Annotated in this window: 25 protein-coding genes; 23 read left to right on the top strand and 2 right to left on the bottom strand. The window is 42.2% G+C overall.

The genetic code is table 11. The features are described from left to right. The first annotated feature begins 12 nt into the window (after positions 1-12). From CDZ94_RS05190 to rnc, 11 genes are all read left to right on the top strand, one after another. Entirely contained in the window at positions 13-1,701 is a 1,689-nt protein-coding gene (locus tag CDZ94_RS05190) for a DAK2 domain-containing protein (protein WP_096435450.1), read from the top strand. A gap of 30 nt (positions 1,702-1,731) precedes the next feature. Next, positions 1,732-2,586 carry a DegV family protein gene (locus tag CDZ94_RS05185; protein WP_096435449.1) on the top strand — a complete coding sequence of 285 codons (855 nt, stop codon included), beginning with the start codon at positions 1,732-1,734 and terminating at the stop codon, positions 2,584-2,586. 333 nt (positions 2,587-2,919) lie between these two features. Then, complete coding sequence (gene sdaAB, locus CDZ94_RS05180; protein WP_096435448.1) at positions 2,920-3,582, top strand: L-serine ammonia-lyase, iron-sulfur-dependent subunit beta; 663 nt, start codon at positions 2,920-2,922, stop codon at positions 3,580-3,582. A gap of 21 nt (positions 3,583-3,603) precedes the next feature. Next, complete coding sequence (sdaAA, locus tag CDZ94_RS05175) at positions 3,604-4,488, top strand: L-serine ammonia-lyase, iron-sulfur-dependent, subunit alpha (RefSeq protein ID WP_096435447.1); 885 nt, start codon at positions 3,604-3,606, stop codon at positions 4,486-4,488. Beyond that, positions 4,488-6,533, top strand: a complete 2,046-nt coding sequence (gene recG / locus CDZ94_RS05170) for an ATP-dependent DNA helicase RecG (RefSeq protein ID WP_096435446.1) — start codon at positions 4,488-4,490, stop codon at positions 6,531-6,533. Before sdaAA ends, recG begins: the two co-directional genes overlap by 1 nt. A 90-nt stretch (positions 6,534-6,623) precedes the next feature. After that, positions 6,624-7,193, top strand: a complete 570-nt coding sequence (fapR, locus tag CDZ94_RS05165; protein WP_096435445.1) for a transcription factor FapR — start codon at positions 6,624-6,626, stop codon at positions 7,191-7,193. 4 nt (positions 7,194-7,197) lie between these two features. Continuing rightward, positions 7,198-8,181, top strand: coding sequence for a phosphate acyltransferase PlsX (gene plsX, locus CDZ94_RS05160; RefSeq protein ID WP_096435444.1), 984 nt, complete (start codon positions 7,198-7,200; stop codon positions 8,179-8,181). 17 nt (positions 8,182-8,198) lie between these two features. Then, positions 8,199-9,143, top strand: a complete 945-nt coding sequence (fabD, locus tag CDZ94_RS05155) for an ACP S-malonyltransferase (RefSeq protein WP_096435443.1) — start codon at positions 8,199-8,201, stop codon at positions 9,141-9,143. Beyond that, positions 9,144-9,887 (top strand): 3-oxoacyl-[acyl-carrier-protein] reductase, encoded by a 744-nt coding sequence (fabG, locus tag CDZ94_RS05150; RefSeq protein ID WP_096435442.1) that lies wholly within the window; start codon positions 9,144-9,146, stop codon positions 9,885-9,887. Positions 9,888-9,944: 57 nt separating this feature from the next. Next, positions 9,945-10,178 carry an acyl carrier protein gene (gene acpP / locus CDZ94_RS05145; protein ID WP_096435441.1) on the top strand — a complete coding sequence of 78 codons (234 nt, stop codon included), beginning with the start codon at positions 9,945-9,947 and terminating at the stop codon, positions 10,176-10,178. 113 nt (positions 10,179-10,291) lie between these two features. Continuing rightward, positions 10,292-11,065, top strand: a complete 774-nt coding sequence (rnc, locus tag CDZ94_RS05140; protein WP_096440598.1) for a ribonuclease III — start codon at positions 10,292-10,294, stop codon at positions 11,063-11,065. A 171-nt stretch (positions 11,066-11,236) separates the two neighbouring features. Here the strand turns inward: rnc and CDZ94_RS05135 are convergent, their stop codons facing one another. Beyond that, entirely contained in the window at positions 11,237-11,458 is a 222-nt protein-coding gene (locus tag CDZ94_RS05135; RefSeq protein ID WP_096435440.1) for a DUF1128 domain-containing protein, read from the bottom strand. Positions 11,459-11,745: 287 nt separating this feature from the next. On the opposite strand from CDZ94_RS05135, the gene smc reads away from it, so the two are divergent. The 12 genes from smc (at position 11,746) to ylqF (ending at position 22,898) form a co-directional block, all read left to right on the top strand. Then, positions 11,746-15,315, top strand: coding sequence for a chromosome segregation protein SMC (gene smc, locus CDZ94_RS05130; protein ID WP_096435439.1), 3,570 nt, complete (start codon positions 11,746-11,748; stop codon positions 15,313-15,315). Between the two features lie 33 nt (positions 15,316-15,348). Then, positions 15,349-16,356, top strand: a complete 1,008-nt coding sequence (ftsY, locus tag CDZ94_RS05125; RefSeq protein WP_096435438.1) for a signal recognition particle-docking protein FtsY — start codon at positions 15,349-15,351, stop codon at positions 16,354-16,356. A gap of 301 nt (positions 16,357-16,657) precedes the next feature. Further along, positions 16,658-16,987 carry a putative DNA-binding protein gene (locus CDZ94_RS05120; RefSeq protein WP_096435437.1) on the top strand — a complete coding sequence of 110 codons (330 nt, stop codon included), beginning with the start codon at positions 16,658-16,660 and terminating at the stop codon, positions 16,985-16,987. An 11-nt stretch (positions 16,988-16,998) separates the two neighbouring features. Next, positions 16,999-18,354 (top strand): signal recognition particle protein, encoded by a 1,356-nt coding sequence (ffh, locus tag CDZ94_RS05115; protein ID WP_096435436.1) that lies wholly within the window; start codon positions 16,999-17,001, stop codon positions 18,352-18,354. A 113-nt stretch (positions 18,355-18,467) separates the two neighbouring features. After that, the gene (rpsP, locus tag CDZ94_RS05110; RefSeq protein ID WP_096435435.1) at positions 18,468-18,740 is read left to right on the top strand and encodes a 30S ribosomal protein S16; all 273 of its coding nucleotides are present in this window, start codon (positions 18,468-18,470) and stop codon (positions 18,738-18,740) included. A gap of 55 nt (positions 18,741-18,795) precedes the next feature. After that, positions 18,796-19,023: a KH domain-containing protein gene (locus CDZ94_RS05105; RefSeq protein ID WP_096435434.1), complete on the top strand. Its 228-nt coding sequence runs from the start codon at positions 18,796-18,798 to the stop codon at positions 19,021-19,023. 95 nt (positions 19,024-19,118) lie between these two features. Beyond that, a complete protein-coding gene (locus CDZ94_RS05100) occupies positions 19,119-19,535 on the top strand; it encodes a YlqD family protein (protein ID WP_096435433.1) in 417 nt (138 codons plus the stop codon). Further along, a complete protein-coding gene (gene rimM / locus CDZ94_RS05095) occupies positions 19,528-20,046 on the top strand; it encodes a ribosome maturation factor RimM (protein ID WP_096435432.1) in 519 nt (172 codons plus the stop codon). Before CDZ94_RS05100 ends, rimM begins: the two co-directional genes overlap by 8 nt. Next, positions 20,043-20,786, top strand: coding sequence for a tRNA (guanosine(37)-N1)-methyltransferase TrmD (trmD, locus tag CDZ94_RS05090; protein ID WP_096435431.1), 744 nt, complete (start codon positions 20,043-20,045; stop codon positions 20,784-20,786). The genes rimM and trmD overlap by 4 nt, the downstream gene beginning before the upstream one ends. A 123-nt stretch (positions 20,787-20,909) precedes the next feature. Next, the gene (gene rplS / locus CDZ94_RS05085) at positions 20,910-21,251 is read left to right on the top strand and encodes a 50S ribosomal protein L19 (RefSeq protein ID WP_096435430.1); all 342 of its coding nucleotides are present in this window, start codon (positions 20,910-20,912) and stop codon (positions 21,249-21,251) included. A 228-nt stretch (positions 21,252-21,479) separates the two neighbouring features. Next, a complete protein-coding gene (lepB, locus tag CDZ94_RS05080; protein ID WP_096435429.1) occupies positions 21,480-22,025 on the top strand; it encodes a signal peptidase I in 546 nt (181 codons plus the stop codon). Positions 22,026-22,040: 15 nt separating this feature from the next. Then, complete coding sequence (gene ylqF, locus CDZ94_RS05075; RefSeq protein WP_096435428.1) at positions 22,041-22,898, top strand: ribosome biogenesis GTPase YlqF; 858 nt, start codon at positions 22,041-22,043, stop codon at positions 22,896-22,898. 701 nt (positions 22,899-23,599) lie between these two features. Here ylqF and CDZ94_RS05070 read toward each other — a convergent pair. Then, the gene (locus tag CDZ94_RS05070) at positions 23,600-24,880 is read right to left on the bottom strand and encodes an IS110 family RNA-guided transposase (protein ID WP_096434449.1); all 1,281 of its coding nucleotides are present in this window, start codon (positions 24,878-24,880) and stop codon (positions 23,600-23,602) included. Between the last annotated feature and the right edge of the window lie 196 nt (positions 24,881-25,076).

Raw genomic sequence — 25,076 nt, 5'->3', positions numbered from 1 at the left:
GAGGAGCAATTAGTGACTATCAAGAAGATCGAAGGTGAAAAGTTTGCTCATATGCTCATTGAAGGAGCAAACAATTTATCGGATAACTCTATAGCGATTGACGCCTTGAACGTCTTTCCTGTTCCTGATGGAGACACAGGAACAAATATGAACCTTACCATTACTTCAGGTGTAAAAGAGATAAAACATAATGCAACAGAGCATGTCGGTCAAGTAGCTGGATCTTTTGCAAAAGGATTATTAATGGGAGCAAGAGGGAACTCCGGAGTGATTTTATCTCAATTATTCCGTGGGTTCTCCAAGTCAGTTGAAGGAAAAAAAGCGATCACTGCAGCTGATTTGAGTGCAGCTTTCGAATTTGGTGTTGACATGGCGTATAAGGCTGTCATGAAACCAGTTGAAGGTACGATCCTGACGGTGGCAAAGGACGCTGCCCGTAAAAGTGTAGAAGTTGCAAAAGACAATGATGATATCATTTTGTTAATGCAAGAAGTTTTGACTGAAGCAAAAGCTTCGTTAAAACGTACACCAGATTTACTGCCTGTCTTAAAGGAAGTGGGTGTAGTAGACTCTGGGGGGCAAGGTCTTGTTACGATTTATGAAGGGTTCCTAGCTGTCTTAAAAGGTGAAAAGGTTGCAAGTTCCATTCAGCAAACGCCTTCAATGGACGAGCTCGTAAAGGTCGAACATCATTCAGCTCAAAGCCATATGGCAACAGAAGATATCGAATTCGGTTATTGTACTGAAGTTATGATTAAATTTGAAGATGAAAAAACAAAAGAAAATCCATATGCTGAAGACGATTTCCGCAGCAAGTTAAGCGAGTATGGTGATTCATTACTCGTCGTTTCTGATGAAGATTTGTTAAAAATTCACATCCATGCAGAATACCCAGGCCATGTCATTTCTGAGGCACAAAAATACGGCGCATTATCGCATGTGAAAATTGAAAATATGCGAGAACAGCATACAACCCTGCTTGAAAATGACATGAAAGAACAGCTTGATGAGTCTGTACATAATGTTCCTGTCAAAGAAGGAAAGAAAGAATATGCGATTATTACTGTAGCGATGGGTGATGGGATTGCTGCTTTATTCGAAGGACTTGGTGCGACTGGCATTATTCAAGGCGGACAAACAATGAACCCTTCTACTGAAGATTTCGTAAAAGCGATTGGCGAAGCGAATGCGGAAAAAGTGATCTTATTGCCAAACAACTCAAATATTGTCATGGCAGCTGAGCAAGCAAACTCAGTTGTAGAAGAAGAAGTCGTTGTTGTTCCATCTAAATCTGTTCCCCAAGGTCTTGCTGCATTACTTGCTTTTAACCCTATGGCTGGCCTTGATGAAAACAAAGAAGGTATGGTTGAAGCCATTGGAGAAGTGAAAACAGGAGAAGTCACATATGCTGTACGTGATACGAGCTTAAATGGTGTCGCTATTAAAAAAGGTGACTTCATGGGAATTGAAGGCAAGGAAATTGTGTCGACCGGGCCTTCTGTTCAAGGTGTTGCAAAAGAACTTCTTGATAAAATGACAGACCGTGATTCAGAAATTGTTACGATTATTCGCGGGGAAGATCGCAATGAATCAGAAACAGATGAACTTGTAGAGTATTTGGAAAACAACTTTGGTGATGTTGAAGTAGAGGTTCACGACGGAAAACAGCCATTGTATTCCTATATTATTTCCGTTGAATAAAACGAACTATTTTGCAAAGGGGTTGTTATCGTGGGGAACGTTAAAATAGTAACAGATTCAACAGCTGATATTCCGGCAGCATTAGTTGAGGAGCTTGGCATTACGGTTGTGCCACTTAAAGTTCATTTCGGTGAGGAAATGTACGAAGATGGAGTTGACTTAACACCAAAGGAATTCTATCACAAGCTACACGAGTCAGACTTGATGCCGAGCACCTCACAGCCAACCCCGCACCAGTTTGAGGAGCAGTATCGACATTTAGCGGAGTCTGAGGGAGATTCGCCGATTCTTTCAATTCACCTCTCATCTAAATTAAGCGGGACGTACCAATCAGCAAATATCGCGGCTCAAGAGCTTGAAGGGGAAGTAGATGTTACTGTCGTCGATTCAAAGCGAGCTTCTTATGCGATTGGTATTATTGTTACAGAGGTTGCCCGGTTTGCCAAAGAAGGGGCAGATAAAGAAGCTTGCCTGAAACGATTAGATAAATTGTTAACTGACACAACGGTCTTTTTTATGGTTGATACTCTTGAGTATCTAGAAAGAAATGGACGTATTGGTAAAGCCTCAGCGGTTCTCGGTTCTTTACTAAAAATTAAACCGATCTTATCCTTAAATTCTGATGGCGAAGTATATCCCTTTGAAAAAGCAAGAGGACAGAAAAAAGCTGTGGCACGTATTCTAAAGGAATTCGAAGGAAGGTACGGTTCAGATTCTGTTCATCTAGGAATTTCGCACGCAGAGGCGCAAGGGGAAGCAGAAGCCTTTTTAAATCAAGCGAAAGATCGTTTAAACGTAACTTCTTCTGTCACTACCTCTATTGGTCCTGTAATTGGCGCTCACGTAGGTCCGGGGACGATTTCAGTAACGATTACTCGATCTTAAAGAATAATAGAGGATGTTCATAACGCCCGCTAAAAATAGCTGTCGGCCATGTCCTGTGGCGAACGCAGGAGCTCGTTGGCTTGTTTATACTCGGCTCCTTTTTGAACGCGCAATAATAGTGTAAAAATCCTGCCCAAAACGTAATGGGGAGGATTTTTTTCTGCAGTTGTTTTTGTGAAGTTTGCACTTAGAGGTGTAAAAATTATTGCATTTATCTTTTTGATAGCCCTTTCATTGATCATTTGTTACCATAGAATTATAAAGACGTGTTACACGAATGCTTAATTACTAGCACTGGCTGGCTTGTTAAAGCAAATGGAGGAGGAGAGGCACATGAAGTTTCGCAGTGTCTTTGATATTATCGGTCCCGTTATGGTAGGACCTTCTAGTTCACATACTGCAGGTGCAGCGCGGATTGGTCTCGTTGCTCGGCAATTATTTCAACAAGAACCAGAATGGGCAAATATTCATTTGTATGGTTCTTTTGCAAAAACCTATCAAGGCCACGGTACAGACGTTGCTCTTGTAGGTGGGCTATTAGGATTTGATACGTTTGACGAACGAATTCCTGAATCAATTAAGATGGCAGAAGGGAAAAATATAAAGATTCAGTTTATCGAAGAAGATGATGACCTGGATCACCCGAATACCGTTAAAATAAAACTCGGTAAAGGAAACGAAACGATGGATTTAGTTGGCGTTTCCATAGGAGGCGGGAAAGTAGAAGTAAAAGAATTAAACGGCTTTAAGCTCCGGCTGAGCGGGAATCACCCTGCCATACTTGTCGTTCATAATGACCGGTACGGAGCGATTGCATCAGTATCAGCTGTTCTTGCTCAGCATGAGATCAATATCGGTCACATGGAAGTTTCCCGTAAAGACAAAGGCGAAGAGGCATTAATGGTCATTGAAGTCGATCAAAATGTAAACGAGGAATTGTTATCGGAAATCGGTGCCTTATCATCGATTGATAAAGTAACGAAAATCCACGACTAAAGGTGTAATGGAGGGACGCAGATGTTTCGTAACGTAGAAGAGCTAATTAAAATCACAGAAGAAAGAAACATCCCCATTTCAGAAGTGATGATTGAGCAAGAAATGGAGATCCATAACCGTACACGCGATGAAATCATCGAGCAAATGGATCGCAACTTAACGGTGATGGAACAGGCGGTAAAACGAGGAATAGAAGAAGAAGTAGAGTCCGTTTCCGGTTTAACAGGTGGAGACGGAAAAAAATTACATGAATATATGCAAAAAAATGATACCCTTTCAGGCACGTTACTACTTGATGGCGTTAGTAAAGCGATGGCGACAAATGAAGTCAATGCTGCTATGGGAACGATTTGTGCAACACCAACGGCAGGATCCGCTGGCGTCGTTCCAGGTGTGTTATTTTCGGTAAACGAGAAGCTCAACCCCACGCGCGAAGACATGGTTCGCTTTTTATTTACGAGTGGAGCATTTGGCTATGTCGTCGCCAATAACGCATCGATATCAGGAGCAGCAGGCGGGTGCCAAGCTGAAGTAGGTTCGGCTACCGGAATGGCAGCTGCTGCCGTTGTCGAAATGGCAGGCGGTACCCCAAAGCAATCAGCACAAGCAATGGCAATTGCCTTAAAGAACATGCTTGGTCTTGTATGCGATCCTGTTGCAGGACTCGTTGAAGTGCCATGTGTAAAACGTAATGCCTTCGGTGCTTCCAATGCCATTGTCGCGGCTGATTTATCAATGGCTGGCATAGAAAGCCGCATCCCTACTGATGAAGTGATTGATGCTATGTATCGTATTGGCGAAACCATGCCGTCAGCCTTAAGAGAAACAGCAGAAGGGGGGCTAGCGGCGACACCGACCGGTCGACGTTTGCAGCAGGAAATATTCGGTAAATCGTCGCGTTCATAGTGAGCCAAACGTTAGAACTTCCAGTTTCTCACGTGAAAGGAATCGGAGAGCATACACAAGAGATGCTCTCTACTCTACATATTTTTACTGTTCGTGACTTGCTTGAATATTACCCGTTCCGTCACGAGGATTACGCGGTACGACGGTTAGGAGAAGTGAATCATGAAGAAAGAGTAACCGTTCGGGGGCAAGTACAAAGTGAGCCATCCGTTCGGTTTTATGGAAAAAAGAAATCACGGCTAACCGTTCGCGTACTCGTGGACGGTCTTCTTATTCAAGCGGTTTTTTTCAATCAGCCTTATTTAAAAAAGCAGCTTTCACTAGGACAAGAAATTGTTATTAACGGAAAGTGGGATCAGCATCGAGCGAGTATATCTCCGGCAATGATGAAGCCGAAAAAACAGACGAATGAACAAGGATTAGAACCCGTTTACTCTGTGAAAGGTGATTTGAAAATAGCAACATTGCGGAAATTTATTCATGAAGCGATGGGTACATATGGAAATGAACTTGAAGAGATCTTACCTGAACAACTCATACAATCCTATAGATTAATGCCGCGAAAAGAAGCGATACATCAGCTCCACTTTCCTAACTCGCCAAATGATTTAAAACAAGCAAAAAGGCGAATGATCTACGAAGAGCTTCTATTGTTTCAACTAAAAATGCAGACGTATCGTAAACAGGAGAGAGACCAGCAAAAAGGAGAAACGAAAAAAATCCCAGTGCATGAAGTGGAAGCATTCATTGAGTCCCTCCCATTTCCGTTAACAGGAGCTCAAAGACGAGTAAAAGACGAAATTTTAGTAGATATTACGTCTAATTACCGTATGAATCGCTTACTGCAAGGAGATGTTGGTTCGGGGAAAACGGTGATCGCAGCTGTCGCATTATTTGCTGTTGTTAAAGCCGGGTTTCAGGGGGCACTTATGGTTCCTACTGAAATTTTAGCAGAACAGCATCTAGAGTCACTGATTGACTTGCTCGCTCCATATAACGTAAATGTTCGTCTACTTTCAGGCGGTGCAAAGATTAAAGAGCGCAGGGAAATATTAGCCCAACTCGAAGCTGGAGACATTGATATTCTTGTCGGGACGCACGCCCTTATTCAAGAAGGTGTAGATTTTCAAAATTTGGGCCTCGTCATTACCGATGAACAGCACCGATTCGGAGTCGAGCAAAGAAGAATTTTACGGAAAAAAGGACTGCACCCAGACGTTTTATTTATGACAGCCACGCCAATTCCAAGGACGCTCGCCATATCTGCATTTGGCGATATGGACGTTTCGGTGATTGACGAGATGCCAAAAGGACGAAAGCCTATTGAAACGTACTGGGCAAAACCTGCGATGTTCGAACGAGTGCTTACATTTATGCAAAAAGAGCTCAAACAAGGAAGGCAGGCTTATGTTATTTGTCCACTCATTGAAGAATCCGACAAGCTGGATGTTCAAAATGCGATTGATGTCCATGCTCAGCTTAGTCAAGGCCTTCCTGATGTAAATGTCGGTCTAATGCATGGCAGGCTTACTCCAGATGAAAAAGAAGAAGTAATGGGTCAATTTGCAGATAATGACATTCAAGCTCTTGTGTCTACAACTGTTGTTGAAGTAGGGGTTAACGTTCCGAACGCTACGGTTATGATTATTTATGACGCCGAGCGTTTCGGGCTATCCCAACTCCACCAATTACGTGGACGCGTCGGACGAGGCAGTGAGCAATCCTATTGCATCTTACTAGCCGACCCTAAATCAGACACGGGAAAAGAGCGGATGAAAATTATGACCGAGACGAATGACGGCTTTGAACTGTCAGAACGAGACTTGGAACTAAGGGGGCCAGGAGACTTTTTTGGGCGCAAACAAAGCGGTTTACCTGAATTTAAAGTCGCAGACCTCGTTCAAGATTACCGTGTTTTAGAAATTGCCAGACAAGACGCAGCTAAGCTCGTTCAATCAGAAGCTTTTTGGAAGTCTCAGGATTATTTTCATTTGCGGGGATGGCTTGAAAAACAGGGCATTCTAAGCCTGGGACGACTTGATTAACAAGAGAAGATGATTTTTGATTGAAATATAAAGGCTGCAATTATATACTACTATTAGTACCTAGTCATAGAAGCGTGGAAGTGATTCGTAGTGAAGCTATCAAAAAAACAACGTCAGCCTCAGCTTAAAGAAAAAATCGACGACAATCCGTTTATTACGGATGAAGCGCTCGCCGGTTTTTTCCAAGTGAGCGTTCAAACGATACGGCTTGATCGATTAGAGATGAACATTCCTGAAGTGCGAGAACGCATTAAGCACGTGGCCAAGAAGCAATATGATACGGTAAAAGCACTGCAGCTTGAAGAAGTCATTGGCGAAATGGTCGACTTGGAATTAGACAAGCATGCCATCTCGATACTCGATATTGCTGAAGAGCATGTTTTTTCAAGGACCGGTATTGCCAGAGGTCATCATTTGTTTGCCCAGGCGAACTCATTAGCGGTCGCGATCATTGACGATGAACTGGCATTAACGGCAAAAGCAAATGTCTCTTTTAAACGGCAGGTGAAAATAGGAGAAAGAGTCATTGCGAAAGCCTCGGTGTCTGACATACAAAATGACCGCACCTATGTCAAAGTCAACAGCTATGTGGAGCAAGAGCTTGTATTCACAGGTGAATTTGCAATGTTCAGGCAAGACCATGTAGAGAAAGAAGGTTGAAATTATGAAACTTGCCATTGATGCGATGGGTGGAGATCATGCACCTCAAGCAGTCGTGGAAGGTGCTGAGAAAGCCTTAACCCAATATCAAGATTTAGAAATTGTATTGTTTGGTAATGAGGACCAAATCAAGCAATATTCAAAAGGAATGAATCGTCTAACGGTTATACATACAGACGAAGTTATTTCAAGTGACGACTCTCCCGTCCGTGCAGTTAGAAGAAAGAAAAACTCTTCGATGGTAAGAGCAGTTCAAGAAGTGAAGAATGGAAATGCGGATGCTTGTATTTCTGCAGGGAATACAGGGGCTTACATGACAGCTGGCTTGTTAGTGGTCGGGCGGATTAAAGGGATTGAACGCCCGGCTTTGTCTCCGATGCTTCCAACCTTGGGAGGAGAGGGCTTCTTATTATTAGATGTCGGAGCAAACATGGATGCTAAACCCACTCACCTTGTACAATATGCGGTAATGGGGAGCATTTATATGCAAAAAGTCCGCAACATTTCTACTCCTCGCGTCGGGCTTTTAAACGTGGGAACGGAAGCTGGGAAAGGAAATGATTTGACGAAGCAAGTTTACCAGCAGCTCCAAGATCAAGATCTTCCCGTTGATTTTGTTGGAAATGTAGAAGCAAGAGACCTTTTAAATGGCGCTGCTGATGTTGTCGTTTGTGATGGTTTTTCAGGGAATCTCGTTTTAAAATCGATCGAAGGAACCGCACTTTCGATGTTTTCTTTGTTAAAAGACGAACTCACCTCTTCATTTAAAAATAAGCTGGCAGCCGGAGTACTTAAACCATCCTTTAAACAAATAAAGCAAAAGCTGGATTACGCTGAATATGGTGGGGCTGGCTTGTTTGGTCTTCGTTCTCCTGTTATTAAAGCACATGGATCTTCAGATTCTCAGGGGATTTTCAGTGCTATTCGCCAGGCAAAAACGATGCACGAAGAAAAAGTTGTTGATCTTATTACGTCAGAAATCAAATAGATAGGAGTGGAATTATCATGAGTAAAGTTGCTCTTCTATTTCCAGGACAAGGTTCCCAGCAAATCGGAATGGGAAAACAGTTGGCTGATAAATATCCAGAAGCAATGGATGTATTTAAACAAGCAGATGAGGCTTTGAATTTTTCATTAGCGAATCTCATATTTGAAGGAACAGAAGAAGAATTAAAACGGACCGAAAATACACAGCCTGCTCTATTAACAGCAAGCACCGCCATTTGGCAAGTGTTAAAAGCACAAGGAGTGGAAGCACACTTTGCAGCTGGACACAGTCTTGGAGAATATTCGGCATTAGTAGCAGCTGAAGCACTACGTTTTAAGGAAGCTTGCGTCGCAGTTAGAAAGCGCGGACAATTGATGGAAGAAGCGGTACCACAAGGGCAAGGGACAATGGCTGCTGTCCTCGGGATTCAAAGAGAGGAGCTGGATCGTTTAACAAAAGACATTTCCCATTCAACAGGTGTCGTGGAACCGGCAAACTATAACTGCCCAGGTCAAATTGTTATTTCAGGCTCTGCAGAAGGTGTGAAGGCTGCATCCGAACAGTTAAAGGAAGCAGGTGCTAAACGTGTGCTGCCACTAAACGTCAGTGGACCGTTTCATTCGAGCTTAATGAAACCTGCAGCAGAAAAAATGCAGGAAACGCTACATAACTTATCTGTTAGAGAACCGAACATGAATGTCGTTGCGAATGTAACAGCAAAACCTGTTTATGATAAAGCAGACATTCAAACACTTCTTTATGAGCAAATTTACTCTCCGGTTCTATGGGAAGACACGATTAAAACGCTCGTAGAAAAAGGTGTTGATACATTCATCGAAGTAGGTCCGGGGAAAGTCTTGAGTGGACTCGTAAAAAAAGTTCATCGTCGTGCGAAGGTACTCCCGGTTTTTGATGAAGAGACATTAGATCAAGCGTTGGTGAAATTAAAGGAGGATAACTAAATGTTATTTGAAGGACAATCCGCACTCGTAACGGGGGCGTCACGTGGCATCGGTAGGGAAATTGCTATCCATTTAGCTAAAAACGGAGCGAACGTAGCGATCAACTACGCTGGAAATGAACAGCGAGCTCTTGATGTCGCAAGAGAATGTGAATCTTATGGTGTTAAAGCCATCACTGTTCAGGCAAATGTTGCAGATGGAAAAGATGTCCAGGATATGGTGAAAGTCGTATTAGCTGAATTCGGTTCCTTGGAAATCCTCGTGAATAACGCAGGTATTACAAAGGACGGGCTTGTTATGAGAATGAAAGAGGAAGATTTTGATGCTGTCATTGACACGAACTTAAAAGGAGTGTTCAATTGCTCTAAAGCGGTTACTCGTCAAATGATGAAGCAGCGTTATGGCAGAATAATTAATATTTCCTCTGTCGTTGGTGTGCTCGGGAATGCCGGTCAAGCAAATTATGTAGCAAGCAAAGCTGGGGTTATTGGATTAACAAAATCACTGGCACGTGAGCTGGCAAACCGTAACATTAACGTAAACGCTGTAGCTCCAGGATTTATTGAAACCGATATGACAGATGCTCTATCGGCGGAAATGAAAGAAACGATGCTGCAACAGATCCCATTAGGTAAATTAGGTTCTGCTTCTCAAGTCGCTGGAGTGGTAAACTTTCTAGCAAGTGATGCTGCTTCCTATATGACTGGTCAGACACTTCATGTCGATGGTGGCATGGTAATGTAATCTGTGCTAGTTTTTTTAACCGGATTATCCTATAATAACTGAGAGGAGGTGAAACATATGGCAGCTACAATTGATCGAATCGCCAAAATCGTTTCTGAGCGTCTAGGAGTAGACGAATCAGAAGTAAAGCCTGAGGCTACGTTTAAAGAAGACTTAGGTGCAGACTCCTTGGATGTTGTTGAACTCGTTATGGAACTTGAAGACGAATTCGACTTGGAAATTTCCGATGAAGATGCTGAAAAAATCGCTACTGTTGGTGATGTTATTAATTACATAGATAATCAACAATAGTGCATAAACTTTGAAAGCCTGAGCCTTCTTACTTATTAAGAGCTTGGGCTTTCGTAAATTGAAATGGTAGGAAGACAAATTCCAACATGCACTTAGAAATGATGGGGGTTCTCATGCAACAGTCGTCACGAAAGGTCCGTAGAAAAGGATTAAAACGACAACAAAAGAAAATACAAATAACAAAAGCACAAAAGACGAAATACAAGGAATTTCTACGCTCGTTAGGCTTTGACTTTAATAACGAGGACTTATTCATCCAAGCATTTACTCATTCATCATATGTAAACGAACATCGTATTCGTCCTTACGATGACAACGAGCGACTTGAATTTCTTGGCGATGCAGTTTTGGAATTGGCCATCTCACAATTCTTATATAAGACCTTTGACGCAATGAGCGAAGGAGAGATGACCAAACTCAGAGCTGCTATCGTTTGTGAGCCTTCTCTAGCAAAGTTCGCAGGAGAGCTTTCGTTTGGGGAGTATGTTCTCCTCGGTAAAGGAGAAGAAATGACGGGAGGCAGAACTCGCTCAGCTCTTTTAGCGGATGTGTTTGAATCCTTTGTAGGCGCACTATATTTAGATCAGGGTTTAGAAGCGGTTTATCAATTTTTAGAAGCGAATGTCTATCCAAAAGTGAAAGAAGGCGCCTTCTCACACATGATGGATTTTAAAAGCCAGCTTCAAGAATACATCCAGAGAGAAGACCATGGACAAGTGCAATATCGGATTGTTCAAGAACGGGGTCCTGCCCATTGTCGTGAATTTGTAAGTGAAGTATGGCTGGAAGAAGAAAAATTAGGTAATGGCACTGGCCGCTCAAAAAAAGAAGCCGAACAGCATGCGGCACAAAAAGCATTAGAGAAACTTACGAAAGAAAATAAGTAGAAACAATCGAAGTCGGCTCAAATAGGGTCGGCTTTTTCGTTTACCAGTCTTAAGAGTGTGAATAATTTTTTTAAGAGTTAAAGTATAAAAGTCTACGTTTCTGTGTCTAGCTCCAGGTGCAAAAAATAAAAAAACGCCCCTCGCTTTTGAAAGGGCGTTTTGTCTGGCTTATTATTTTCTCATTTGACCAAGCTCGGATACAATTGCATCCATTTCATTCACGCTAAAGTTGTCCTTTTTCATCACGTGAGCGTGGATGTCCTGCAAATCATCATATTTATTGAGATCAAAGTCTTTCGCTTTAATCGCGCTAGCATTAACGATTTGTAACTTATCTTTAATTTCATCTAGCATAAAGTTAATGTTTTCTTCGGTCTTCTGATCTAAATTCATTGTGTCATCCTTTCCTATTCCATCGTCTTATTTCTTTATTTTAACACGGTTCATAAATTTGACCACCCATCTTTATGATTGTTGCTTTTTGATAAGATAAGATTACCGTTCAATTCCACTGGAGTTGCCGCTTTTCGCTCCTCGGACTCATCAATAAAAAGCAACAAACTTTAAAAAGAAAGCCTTATCGTTCATTCCAAATTATAAAGTCTTTATGGTAGAATAGATGGGTTCAGACGAAAAAAACCCCTCGTCGATGATGGAATAAATAAATGAGGTGGATGGCATTGTTCCTTAAACGTCTCGATCTAGTCGGCTTTAAGTCATTTGCTGACCAGTTATCGATTGATTTTGTTTCTGGTGTGACCGCAGTGGTCGGTCCAAACGGAAGCGGTAAAAGTAATATATCAGATGGGATTCGCTGGGTACTGGGTGAGCAATCAGCCAAAAACCTTCGTGGAGGAAAAATGGAAGATATCATTTTTTCTGGAAGCGAATCACGAAAACCATTAAATATGGCAGAAATAACACTAACCTTAAATAATGAAAATCAGCATTTAGCGATTGATTACAGTGAAGTAAGTGTCACAAGGCGAGTTTATCGATCAGGAGAAAGTGAATACTTGATTAATAACCAACCATGCCGGTTAAAAGATATAGTCGACTTGTTTATGGATTCGGGTCTTGGAAAAGAAGCCTTTTCCATAATAGGACAAGGAAAGGTCGAAGAAATTCTAAGCAGTAAAGCTGAAGAAAGGCGAAAAATTTTCGAAGAAGCTGCGGGCGTTCTCAAATATAAAAACCGTAAACTTAAATCAGAGAAAAAACTCACTGAAACCCAGGACAACTTGAATCGAGTTGATGATATCCTCCATGAGCTCCATGACCAGATTGAGCCACTTAGAGAACAGGCTTCTGTAGCAACAGAGTTTCTTGAAAAAAAAGCAGAGCTGAAAGATTTTGAAGTTGGATTGATTGTTAAGGAAATCGAACAACTTCATGAAAAATGGACGGGCGAAAAAGAAAACCTAGAAGTGTACCGCGAAAAAAAACACGTATTGTCTAGTAAAGTGGGCGAACAAGAAAAAGCTATAGAGCAGTTTCGAAGTGATATGCACGCCATTGACGAATCGATTCAGGAATTACAAGATATGCTCTTATCAACAAGTGAAGAACTCGAAAAGCAAGAAGGACAAAAGCAAGTCTGGAAAGAACGAAAGAAAAACTTCTTGAAAAATCGTGAACAGTTTGTCGAAGAGATGGAAGAATTAAAAGAAAAAAAAGCGCAGTTAGAGCATGAATTACAAACTCAAAAACAAACGGTTAACGACTCAAGGCAACGTCTAAAACAGACGAGAGAGGCTTTGGAACAGCAAGAAGAAGTGTTTCAATCTTTATCAGAAAGCACAGAAGACCGTATCGAGTCCCTTAAAAGTGAATACATAGAATTTTTAAATGAAGCTGCTTCCTTTAAAAATGAAAAACGTTATCTCGCTGAGCAGCTAGAAAAGCAGCAGTTTAAAGAAGAGCGCCTTGAGCGAGAGAACAGTGGCCTGTTAGAAAAGAGGCATGAACTTACAAAAGCACAAGCGGATCATGAAAAAACATACGTCAATGTGAAAGATGACATTGATCAATGTGTGGCTGCCTATCGTAAAAAGAGCACACAGGCTCAACAAGCGGAACAGGAATATAGGAAGAAGGAAACTTTTCTATATGAAGCTTATCGGCATGTGGAGCAACTTCGCTCCAAAAAAGAGTTTATTGAAGACATGCAAAACGACTATTCAGGTTTTTTTCAAGGCGTCAAGGAAATTTTAAAAGAACGCGACCGGCAATTCCCTGGTATTAAAGGAGCGGTTGCAGAACTTATTGATGTGAAAAAAGAGCATGAAATCGCTCTTGATATTGCATTAGGAGCTGTGCAACAGCACGTTGTTGTAGAAGATGAATCAACCGGACGAAAAGCGATTTCTTTTTTAAAGCAGCGCCGGTTAGGGCGGGCGACATTTTTACCGATTGATGTAATCAAAGGCCGTTTTTTAGCACCCTCGGACTTAAATAGCCTTAAGACTTTACCTGGATTTGTCGGAGTAGCGAAAGACCTCGTATCGTTTGACAGGAAATACGAGAACGTCGTAGCTCAAATTCTTGGTCAAGTGATTATTGCTGAAGATTTAAAGCATGCCAATACAATCGCGAAACATATTCGTTATCGCTACCGGATTGTCACACTAGAAGGAGATGTGATTAATCCTGGGGGCGCGATGACTGGTGGGAGTATGAAGCAAAAGAAATCACAGCTTCTCGGAAGACAACAGGAACTAGCTCGCATTGCTGAAAAACTCGAACGTTTGGAAAATGATGCCGAAAAAGTTAAACAAGAGGTTAAAGCGAAAAAACAACTCCTCACCCAATTAGAACAAGAAAGAGAAGACCTTCGTAAAAAAGGGGAATCTCTTAGAGAACAAGAACAAGAAGAAAAAGGCAACACAAAAGAGCTGCAGCTTGCCATCGGGAACTTAAATGATCGGCTACGTATCTATGACCAGGAAAAAGAAGAATTTGATCGTGAGCGAAAAGAAAAAGAGTCACGTCTAGAAGAATTAGAAGAGCAAATTAAGCAATCGTCAATGAAAACGGATCAGTTAAACAATGACATTGAGAGATTGACACAGCAAAAAGCGGAGCAAGCTATTTCGAAAGACAGTCTTTCACAAGAAATTACAGAAAAGAGAATTAAGGAAACGAAAGAAAAAGAGCAGCTCCACTATATGGAGCAGACGCTGGAACAACTGCAAACGTCCTATAATTCTGTAGTAAAGGATTTAACCTATCGCGAAGAAGAATACAGTCAGTTAAAACGGGAGATCGATTCGCAAGCGGATGACGGTGAAACATTGGAGGAAGTCATAGCTAAACGAAAAGTGGAAAAAGAACGGACGATCCAGCTTATTTCTAAGAGAAAATCAGCTCGCTTATCGCTTCAGCAAGATCATGACGACACCGAAACCGAACTAAAGGAGCAAAAACGTCTATTAACGCAAATGTCAAATGCCGTTCATGAAACTGAAGTGCTTGTGAACCGAACCGATGTGGAGCTGGAAAATCGGCTTAATAAACTTGAAGGGGAGTATGAACTGACCTTTGAGGGAGCAAAGACAAATTACCCGCTCAGCTTGACAATCGATGAGGCGAGAACGAGAGTAAAGCTAATTAAACTAGCCATTGATGAATTAGGAACTGTAAATGTTGGGGCCATTGAGGAGTATGAGCGCGTAAAAGAACGCTATGACTTCTTGAATGAGCAGAAGGAAGATCTCGAAATGGCCAAATCGACCCTTCTTCAAGTGATTGAAGAAATGGATGAAGAAATGGTCCGGCGTTTTAAAGAGACGTTTGAACAGATTCAGACTCATTTCAGGCACGTCTTTGTAGAATTATTTGGAGGAGGAAAAGCCGATCTCGTTTTAACTAATCCAGAAGACTTGTTGATGACAGGAGTAGAGATCGTCGCGCAACCACCTGGGAAAAAACTGCAAAACCTTGGTCTGTTATCTGGTGGCGAACGCGCTCTTACAGCAATTGCTTTACTATTTTCCATCTTGCAAGTTCGTCCGGTCCCTTTCTGTGTATTAGATGAAGTTGAAGCAGCATTGGATGATGCGAATGTGGCTCGCTTTGCCCAATATTTAAAAGAGTTCAGTAAAAAGACACAATTTATCGTAGTTACTCACCGTAAAGGGACGATGGAAGAAGCTGATGTATTGTACGGCGTTACAATGCAGGAGTCAGGGGTGTCAAAACTGGTTTCTGTCAGATTAGAAGAAACGGAAGCCTTGGTCGGAAGCAACTAAGCCGACCTCAGCAATAAGGATGGGGGTATTAAAATGAGCTTCTTTAAAAAGTTAAAAGAAAAAATCACGACACAAACCGATTCAGTTACAACGAAGTTCAAAGACGGTTTATCGAAAACGAGAGATTCTTTTGTCGGTCAAATGAATGAGCTCGTAAAAAACTACCGGAAAGTCGATGAAGAGTTTTTTGAAGAGCTGGAGGATATTTTAATTTCAGCTGATGTAGGGGTCCATACCGTAATGGTGTTGATCGACGAATTGAAAGAGGAAGCAAAAAGGCAAAACATTAAAGATGCTAAAGATATTCAACCCGTTATTTCAGAAAAACTCGCGGAGCTTCTGCAAAAGTCAGAGGATGAAACTGAGTTGAATATGCAAGACGAAATGACGGTTATTTTATTTGTAGGAGTTAACGGTGTCGGGAAAACGACGACAATCGGAAAACTAGCCCATAAATTTAAGCAAGAAGGTAAAAAAGTCGTCCTTGCTGCAGGTGATACGTTTCGTGCTGGAGCCATTGAACAGTTGGAAGTCTGGGGTGAAAGAGTCGGCGTAAATGTAATCAAACAACAGGCCGGATCAGACCCAGCAGCCGTTATGTATGATGCCATTCAATCTGCTAAATCCCGAAAAGCGGACGTGCTGTTGTGTGATACCGCTGGAAGACTGCAAAATAAAGTGAATTTAATGAATGAGCTAGAGAAAGTAAAGCGTGTCATCCAGCGTGAAATTCCCGATGCTCCTCATGAAGTATTGCTCGTCCTCGATGCAACAACAGGTCAAAATGCGATGAGCCAGGCAAAAACGTTCGGGAAGGCTACGGATGTATCAGGCATTGTACTAACGAAACTAGATGGAACCGCGAAAGGCGGCATCGTTCTCGCGATCCGTCATGAGCTTGATATCCCTGTCAAATTAGTCGGTCTCGGTGAAGGAATGGACGACTTGCAGGAGTTCGATGCTGAACAATACGTCCACGGCCTCTTTGCTGAAGTGCTCGAGCAGGCAGAAGCGCCTACTGAAGATAACAGTGAATCTTAACGTTTTTTCTTGGAAAAGGAAGAGTGTCACTTCGGTGGCGCTCTTTTTGCATTTGCTCAACGTTATTTGAGCCTAAAAAAACTACATACGTCACTCGCTGACTAGATCGGATTCCCATTTGACCAGATCTACGGCAATTGACTAGATCTTACTTGGCTGACTAGATCCCCGCTCCATGTGACCAGATCCCACCCACTCCCCGCCTTCAAATTCTCGTCAAGAAATAATCTTGACAGATTGTCACTACTCCTGTATTATAATTCAATGTAAAGGATATTCACTTAACAAGGCGGTGCGTTCAGTGATTGAAAAAACCATACGAATCAATTACCTGTATGATTTTTATCAATCTCTATTGACTGATAAACAAAACAAATACATGAGAATGTATTATTTGGACGATTGGTCATTAGGGGAAATTGCTGAACACTTTGAAGTGAGTCGGCAAGCAGTGTATGATAATATACGACGCACAGAGGCTTTGTTGGAAGAATACGAAGAGAAACTCTCGCTATTAGGGCGGTATCAAGAACGAAATCGCTTATTGAAACAGCTTCGAACCCTAATTGAAGATGGAAAAGAGAGTGCAGAAGTCCTTCGTGTCCTCCACACCCTGGAGAAACTTGAATAGGGGGCGACCTAATGGCATTTGAAGGTTTAGCGGAGCGACTCCAAGGAACTTTAAATAAAATCCGCGGGAAAGGGAAGGTCTCAGAAGCAGACGTCAAAACGATGATGCGAGAAGTGAGGCTGGCACTTTTAGAGGCGGATGTAAATTTTAAAGTTGTAAAGGATTTTATCGCTCGCGTAAAAGAACGGGCAGTCGGACAAGAAGTCCTACAAAGTTTAACTCCCGGACAGCAAGTCATTAAAGTTGTAAATGAAGAACTGACTGCACTTATGGGTGGCGAGCAAAGTAAAATTGCCGTTGCTCAAAAGTCACCAACCGTTGTCATGATGGTAGGACTGCAAGGTGCAGGTAAGACGACGACAACTGGAAAACTTGCTAATCATTTACGTAAAAAACATAATCGTAATCCACTCATGGTTGCGGCAGATATTTATCGCCCAGCCGCGATTAAACAATTAGAAACGCTTGGTAAGCAATTGAATATGCCGGTTTTCTCTATGGGCGATCAAGTCAGTCCTGTGGAAATCGCGCAAAAAGCACTAGAGAAAGCAAAAGAAGATCATCACGATTACGTGTTGATCGATACGGCTGGACGTCTTCATATTGATGAAGAGTTAATGGGCGAGCTCGATCAAATTAAAGATTTGGCCAAACCTGATGAGATCTTACTCGTTGTCGACGCCATGACCGGTCAGGATGCCGTAAACGTAGCCGAAAACTTTAATGAACGCCTTGGTATAACTGGTGTTGTATTAACAAAGCTTGACGGCGATACACGTGGTGGTGCGGCAATCAGTGTCAAAGCAGTTACCGACACACCGATTAAATTTGCGGGGATGGGTGAAAAGATCGATGCACTAGAGCCTTTCCATCCAGAACGAATGGCTTCACGAATTCTCGGTATGGGCGATGTTCTTACTCTCATCGAGAAAGCACAAACGAATGTAGACGAAGAGCGTGCCAAAGAACTTGAGCGAAAAATGCGCACCAATGATCTTACTTTTGATGATTTTTTGGAACAGCTCAGTCAAGTTCGCAGCATGGGTCCTTTAGATGAACTGTTGGATATGATGCCAGGAGCAGGGAAAATGAAGGGCTTAAAAAACGTTCAAGTCGATGAAAAGCAAATCGGTCAAATTGAAGCAATCGTTCGTTCCATGACGAAAGCTGAAAAAGAAGACCCTTCCATTTTAAATGCGAGTCGACGTAAACGGATTGCAAAAGGAAGCGGAACGACAATTCAAGATGTGAACCGTCTCATCAAACAATTTGGCGAAATGAAAAAAATGATGAAACAAATGTCGGGTATGCAAAAAGGAAAAAAGAAAAAAGGTGGCTTAGGCGGAATGAAGTTTCCGTTTATGTAAACCATTAATGTGGTGAATATCCTGTTAAGTTTTTTTACTTTACGGGGGTTGCCACTAAGGTGGAATTATGATACCATCTGTAATTGTGTTAATTTGATTTGGAGGTGAAACACATGGCAGTTAAAATTCGTCTTAAGCGTATGGGAGCTAAAAAATCTCCATTCTATCGTGTCGTTGTAGCGGACTCTCGTTCTCCGCGTGACGGTCGCTTGATCGAGGAGTTAGGAACATATAATCCTTTAGAAAACCCAGTTAAGTTTAACGTTGATGAAGAAAAAGCGTTGAAATGGATGAAAGATGGCGCGAAGCCTTCGGACACAGTTCGCAACCTTTTCTCTAACGTTGGTTTGATGGAAAAGTTTCATAATGCGAAGAACGAAAAATAAGGTTTTCGTATTATAATTGTTACAACATCAATAAATGTGATAGAAGGTGAGTGACTTGAAAGAATTAGTGGAGTCCATTGCAAAAGCACTTGTAGATCATCCCGAAGATGTCCATGTCACTGAAGAAGACGAAGGTCGTTCACTCACACTTAAACTTTCAGTCCACAGAGACGACATGGGTAAGGTAATCGGTAAACAAGGTCGCATTGCAAAAGCGATTCGCTCTGTAGTTTATGCTGCAGGAGCAAATCAAAACAAACGCATTAATTTAGAAATTGGTTAAAGGGTGGGGTCTGTCCTCTCCCTTTTTCCGTATATCCGGACATTGTTTGCGGGATAACAAAGATTAGTAGCGCGACTTTCGCGGAGGTGATGAGCTTGCAAATAATTAAAAAAGTAGTTGTAAAACAAATATTAACCGAAGACAGTAAAACGCAGCTGAAAGAGCAATTTTTATCGAAGCAATATCAACTCAACAAAGAACTTCAACAACTGGAATTTGTGCTTCACAAAAAGCTCAAGGCGAATAAAAATAACGTAAACTATCAAAATTCTTTAAAAGAAAGCTTTCGTCGTGAATTGCAACGTCGAAAAGAAAAGCTTCGCCAACTTGAACTTAAGTTAAGTCAACTCGATGAATTAGAATTAGGGTCAGAAATTCGTGAAGGTTCAATTCAAATGATCGAAGAGGTTGAAGAAGGTGATAATTGGGAAGGGATAATGAAGGGTACAGAGATCGTCGTAAAGAACGGTGTCGTAGATGAAATTCGAAAAGGCGGCATGGAAGATGACTAATTGGTTAAATGTGGGTAAGATCGTCAATACCCATGGAATACGCGGCGAGGTTCGCGTCATTTCAAGAACTGACTTCCCGGAAGAACGTTATCAGCCGGGAGCAAATTTGTATATTCAACTTGAAGGTGGGCAGCGTGAGCCGGTAACAGTTGCGAGCCATCGTACACATAAGCAATTTGATCTACTGTCATTTGATGGGCTTGCTAACGTAAATGACGTAGAAAAATATAAAGGGTCATTACTCCAAGTTTCAGGAGAGGACACCCCTTCTCTTGAAGAAGGAGAATACTTATATAACGAAATCATCGGCTGTAACGTAAAGACGACGGAAGGTGAAGCAGTGGGAGTGATTAAAGAAATTCTCTCCCCAGGAGCAAATGATGTCTGGGTTATACAACGCAAAGGTGCCAAGGATGCCCTTATTCCGTATATTGATTCAGTCGTTAAACAGATTGATCTTGAGCAAAACGTTGTCACGATTGAATTGATGGAAGGTTTGATTGACGAATGAAAATGACGGTTTTGACACTTTTTCCTGAGATGTTTACAGGAGTTTTTAATACATCAATATTAGGACAGGCTCAGCGAAAAGGGGCCGTCTCTTTTGATGTTGTAAATTTTAGGGATTATAGCACGAACAAACATTCCCGGGTTGATGATTATCCATATGGCGGTGGTGGCGGCATGGTACTTACACCCCAGCCGCTTTTTGATGCAGTCGAGGCGCATCGCATAGATGAAGATGGAGCAAGCAAACCTCGAGTCATTCTTCTTTGTCCACAAGGTGAACCCTTTAATCAAAGAAAAGCAGAGGAATTGGCTGATGAAGAGCACCTGATTTTTTTATGTGGTCATTATGAAGGATATGATGAACGCGTCCGTGAGCACCTTGTAACCGATGAAATCTCCCTCGGCGACTTTGTGTTAACCGGCGGAGAACTAGGGGCAATGGTCATAGCGGATAGTGTGACAAGGCTTCTTCCCGGCGCATTAGGGAATGAAATGTCTGCTGTTACCGATTCTCATAGTACCGGATTGTTAGAACATCCTCACTATACCCGTCCTGCTGAGTACAGAGGAATGGGAGTACCTCAAGTCCTTCTCTCAGGACATCACGAGCGAATTGAACGATGGCGCCGTGAAGAGTCATTAAGACGCACATATGAACGAAGGCCTGATCTATTGGATAAACTGGATCTCAATGAAGATGACAGGATCTACTTAGACAAATTGAGGGAAGAACAGCGTTAAAAATAATCTTGTACTCGCACGTCACGTGTGCTATTATATAATTTGTGGTTTCAGCCACATTATCAAGATGCTCCGCTGTCGCAAGTCGGACATGAACATCTGTAGGGAAGGAGGCGAACAGCCATGGAACAAATCATTCGCGATATTACAAAAGATCAGTTGAAAGGTGACCTTCCAACATTCCGTGCCGGAGATACTCTTCGTGTACACGTAAAAGTTGTTGAGGGCACACGCGAGCGTATCCAGGTATTCCAAGGTGTTGTTATTAAACGCCGTGGTACTGGAATCAGCGAAACGTTCACTGTTCGTAAAGTATCCAACGGTGTTGGAGTCGAGCGTACATTTCCAGTACATTCACCTCGTCTAGCTACGATCGAAGTGACTCGTCGCGGTAAAGTACGTCAAGCTAAACTTTACTACTTGCGTGCACTGCGCGGTAAAGCAGCACGAATTAAAGAACGCTAAATGTCTGAAGAGGAGCTTGGGTGATCCAGGCTCCTTTTTGCATATAAGCGAACGTTGATTTGCCAGAAAACAGCCCTGATTACTTATGGAAAATAACGGAGTTTTCCTTTACAATATTAAGAGAATGATCAGAAAGTCCAGGGGAAATAACGGTTAAATCTCTTTTTCTTTCTTTTTGAACACATCCAATAACTATGAGCAGATTATTTCGTTTGGAGGCTAGGCCATATGGCAAAATCAGAGTCTTGGGAATGGTTAAAAGCCGTTGCCGTCGCATTAATTTTAGCTGTCGTTATCCGTTATTTTTTCTTTGCACCGATTGTTGTAGATGGACAATCGATGATGCCAACACTAGAACATAATGATCGCATGATTGTAAATAAAATCGGGTATACCATTTCAGAGCCCGATCGTTTTGATATTGTGGTTTTTCATGCAACAGAAAGTAAAGACTATATAAAACGAGTCATCGGCTTGCCGGGCGATACTGTTTCTTATCAAGAGGATACACTTTATATCAATGGTGAACCCGTTGAGGAGCCGCATTTGGATGACTTCAAGGCTGCTACAAACGAAAGTCCGTTTACACATGATTTTACTTTGGAGGACTTAACGGGACTTGACGAGATTCCTGAAGGCCATGTCTTCGTTCTTGGTGACAATCGCCAACATAGTAAGGACAGCCGGCACATCGGTGTCATTCCATATGATGAAGTTGTCGGAAAAGCTAACTTTGTATTTTGGCCGTTTAACGACGTTCGAATTGTAAACTAGGAGGTAAATCGAGCAATGTCAATCCAATGGTTCCCAGGTCATATGGCAAAAGCCAAGCGGGAAGCGCAAGAAAAAATGAAGCTCATCGATGTCGTGATTGAACTGGTAGATGCCCGCATCCCCCTTTCTTCACGTAACCCAGTCATTGACGAGATTACAAAAAATAAGCCAAGAGTTATGATCCTCAATAAAGCTGATTTAGCAGATCGAAATGTAAACCAGTTATGGCGTGAGTTTTTCGAAGCTAAAGGCTATCTCGTTCTTGAAGTAGATTCCCAAAAAGGAAAAGGGATTAAAGATATTTCATTAGCTGTAAAAAAGCAAGCGTCAGCGATGATTGAGAAAATGAAACGAAAAGGGATGAATCCCCGAGCAGTTCGTGCGCTCATTCTAGGGATTCCTAACGTAGGGAAGTCGACACTTATCAACCGTCTAGCGAATAAGAAAATTGCTAAAATCGGAGACCGGCCAGGGGTGACGAAAAGTCAGCAGTGGATTAAAGTTGGTAAGGAAATGGAGCTGTTAGATACTCCAGGGATACTTTGGCCGAAGTTTGATGATGATGCGGTTGGGTTTCGCTTAGCATTAACCGGAGCGATTAAAGAAGACATTTTTGATTTTCAAGAATCAGCTGTATTTCTTTTGAATTACATAAAAGAGGTTTATCCTGATACGTTAAAACAACGCTACCAGCTTCAAGAAATTTCTGAAGAAGTTAGTGAGTTGTTTGACGAAATTGGTAAAAAGCGAGGCTGTCTTGTCAGCGGTGGTATGGTAGACTACGACCGCACATCAGAATTAATCTTAAGAGATTTTCGTGGAGGTAAGCTTGGTCGTCTAAGTTTGGAACGTCCGGATAAGTCATTCATATAAGACACGCCTTGAGCGTGTCTTTCCTATTTAAAATGATCTGCTTTTCAATTTCTGGCAAGCTCTCATGTTAGATTGGGTTATTAACGTGTAAAAGTAGCCGGTTTTCCATATTGCACGAAGCAAATTAAAAAAGAGAACATTCCCTTTAAGATAGAGGCTGGTGAATAAGTAGCATACGCCTGCGTGGCAAGAGGATATGCTCTTTCTCATGGAGAGAATCTGCAATGAAATAACTCTTCTTTTGCCAAAAAACTTGCACCTGATTTTGAGATACACATGGGATAGCTAAGGGGTGCTGCTGCAATGGCGGAGACTCCCTCAGGAAAAGTTGATATGGCGGGGGTCCGCCCGGATTTTGAGGCCCTAAAAAATTTTTTTGTACTCGCCTCCGACTGCCAAGGTCCACATAATTCTTGTAAATACATTTACTGTATTTAGAGATTACGCGTTGCGTTGGGAATGTGGGATACATTTCCATATATAGGTGTAATTCACACGAGAAAAACTCTGCTACAATCAGGTGACTTACCCTCCCATGTCTCCTGGCATCAAGTGCCTACATTCCTTCGTTGGGTCTTGCCTGACGCAGATCTCGGACTCTTACTCCTGCATGGACTGCCCTTTACTGGGCGTCTAAAGTCTCCGTCTTGCCGAATCTCTGTGCCTGTGTTGTCAAAGGTACATTAAAGCACTGTGAAGCCTTACGCTGCCTTGTTCTGAGGATAGTTGGAAGAGTCTATCAACATTCTCTCAGGGTCAAACATTGCCTGTTTCTTGCTAAGTCCATGGAACACCTGAAGCAGCTTTCTGCATAGCACAACCATTGCTTCTTTCTTGGTCAGTGGATTTTGTTCCCGTGAGTGATAATGCATGTACAGTTGACGAAAGCTTGCATTGTTCTGAATGAGCGGAAGGATCGCTTTATAAAGTAAGGCTCGTAGTCGTTTTCTTCCGCGTTTAGAGATCTTCTTTGTGCCTTTATGCTGACCTGAACTGTTCTCACGCAACGTAAGTCCCGCTAGCTTAATGAGTTGGCGTGGATGCCTGTAATTGCGCATAGAGCCTGTTTCAGCCAATAACTCGCTTACAGTGTTCTCGCTGATTCCCGGAATGGAGACGAGGTACTGAAACTCTTCTAATGACTGGGCCTGCTCAACCATCTGGGAAGTCACCTCTTCAAGTTGTGATTCCAATAGTTCCAGCTGTTGAACAAGGCTGCGAATCTCCAGCCGTGACATTTCCTGACTGCGTGTTACGCCAATAGAGTGACGAGCCACTTCAATCAGGGTCACCATTTTGGGTTTCCCAGCATACTTGGCGCCAGCTTTCTTCTGTTGCCTGACCATCTCTTCGACAGACAAATGTGGAACATCCTGGGGAAGAGGTGTCAGCTTTAAAACGGCAAGAGCTTGTTGGCCCAATTCACTGAAGACTTGATTGAATTCCGGAAAGTAAAGATCCTTCCATCGCTGTATCCTGTTTTTTACGGAAGAGATATCTTTTCGTAATCGTTCCCGGATTGCGGATCCATGCCTCATGTGATGTTCAGCGGTTGTCATCTTCCGCGGTATACTAAAATAGCCGTTAGGAAGAAGTTTCGCTATAACGCGTGCATCTTTAGCGTCGTTCTTCGTTTGAGAATTATCGTCCATTTCCTTGGATTGTTTTACATGCATTGGATTGACGATGACAAAAGGGAATTCGAAAGCCTCCAGCATAGCCGCAAGGTTCATCCAGTAGTGGCCGGTTGCTTCAAAACCGATGAGCACATTTGATTTGTTGTGTGTCTCCATCAGTTGTCTAACAGCCTGCTCAAAATGGATGAAACCATCTTTTGACTGGTGGATGCGCCATACTTTCGTTAATTCGCGTCCGCGCAAATCGACGGCACAGGCATAGTGATTCTTTTTTGCAATATCGATTCCAATAACTAGAGTGTTTTCGTTGACTTGATTAATTCGTTCATTTCTACTACGATTCATGAAGGGTTCCTCCTTTGTGATTGCTGGTTTGTTTTTGCACCTTGCATCATATCGGAGGATCCTTTTTTTATCAATAGGGGTAAAACCTATCCGACAGGAATGCTCCAGCAGGAAAAGCAACAATGGTCCCGAAGCGTTACCTGCAAAAAGCGAAGCCATGGAAGCGGCATCCTTTGTATTTGAGTTCTAGAGTTAT

Origin of the sequence: Alteribacter populi (assembly GCF_002352765.1) — a bacterium.
Lineage (GTDB): Bacteria > Bacillota > Bacilli > Bacillales > Salisediminibacteriaceae > Alteribacter > Alteribacter populi.
This window is presented reverse-complemented; position numbering and strand designations above follow the sequence as displayed.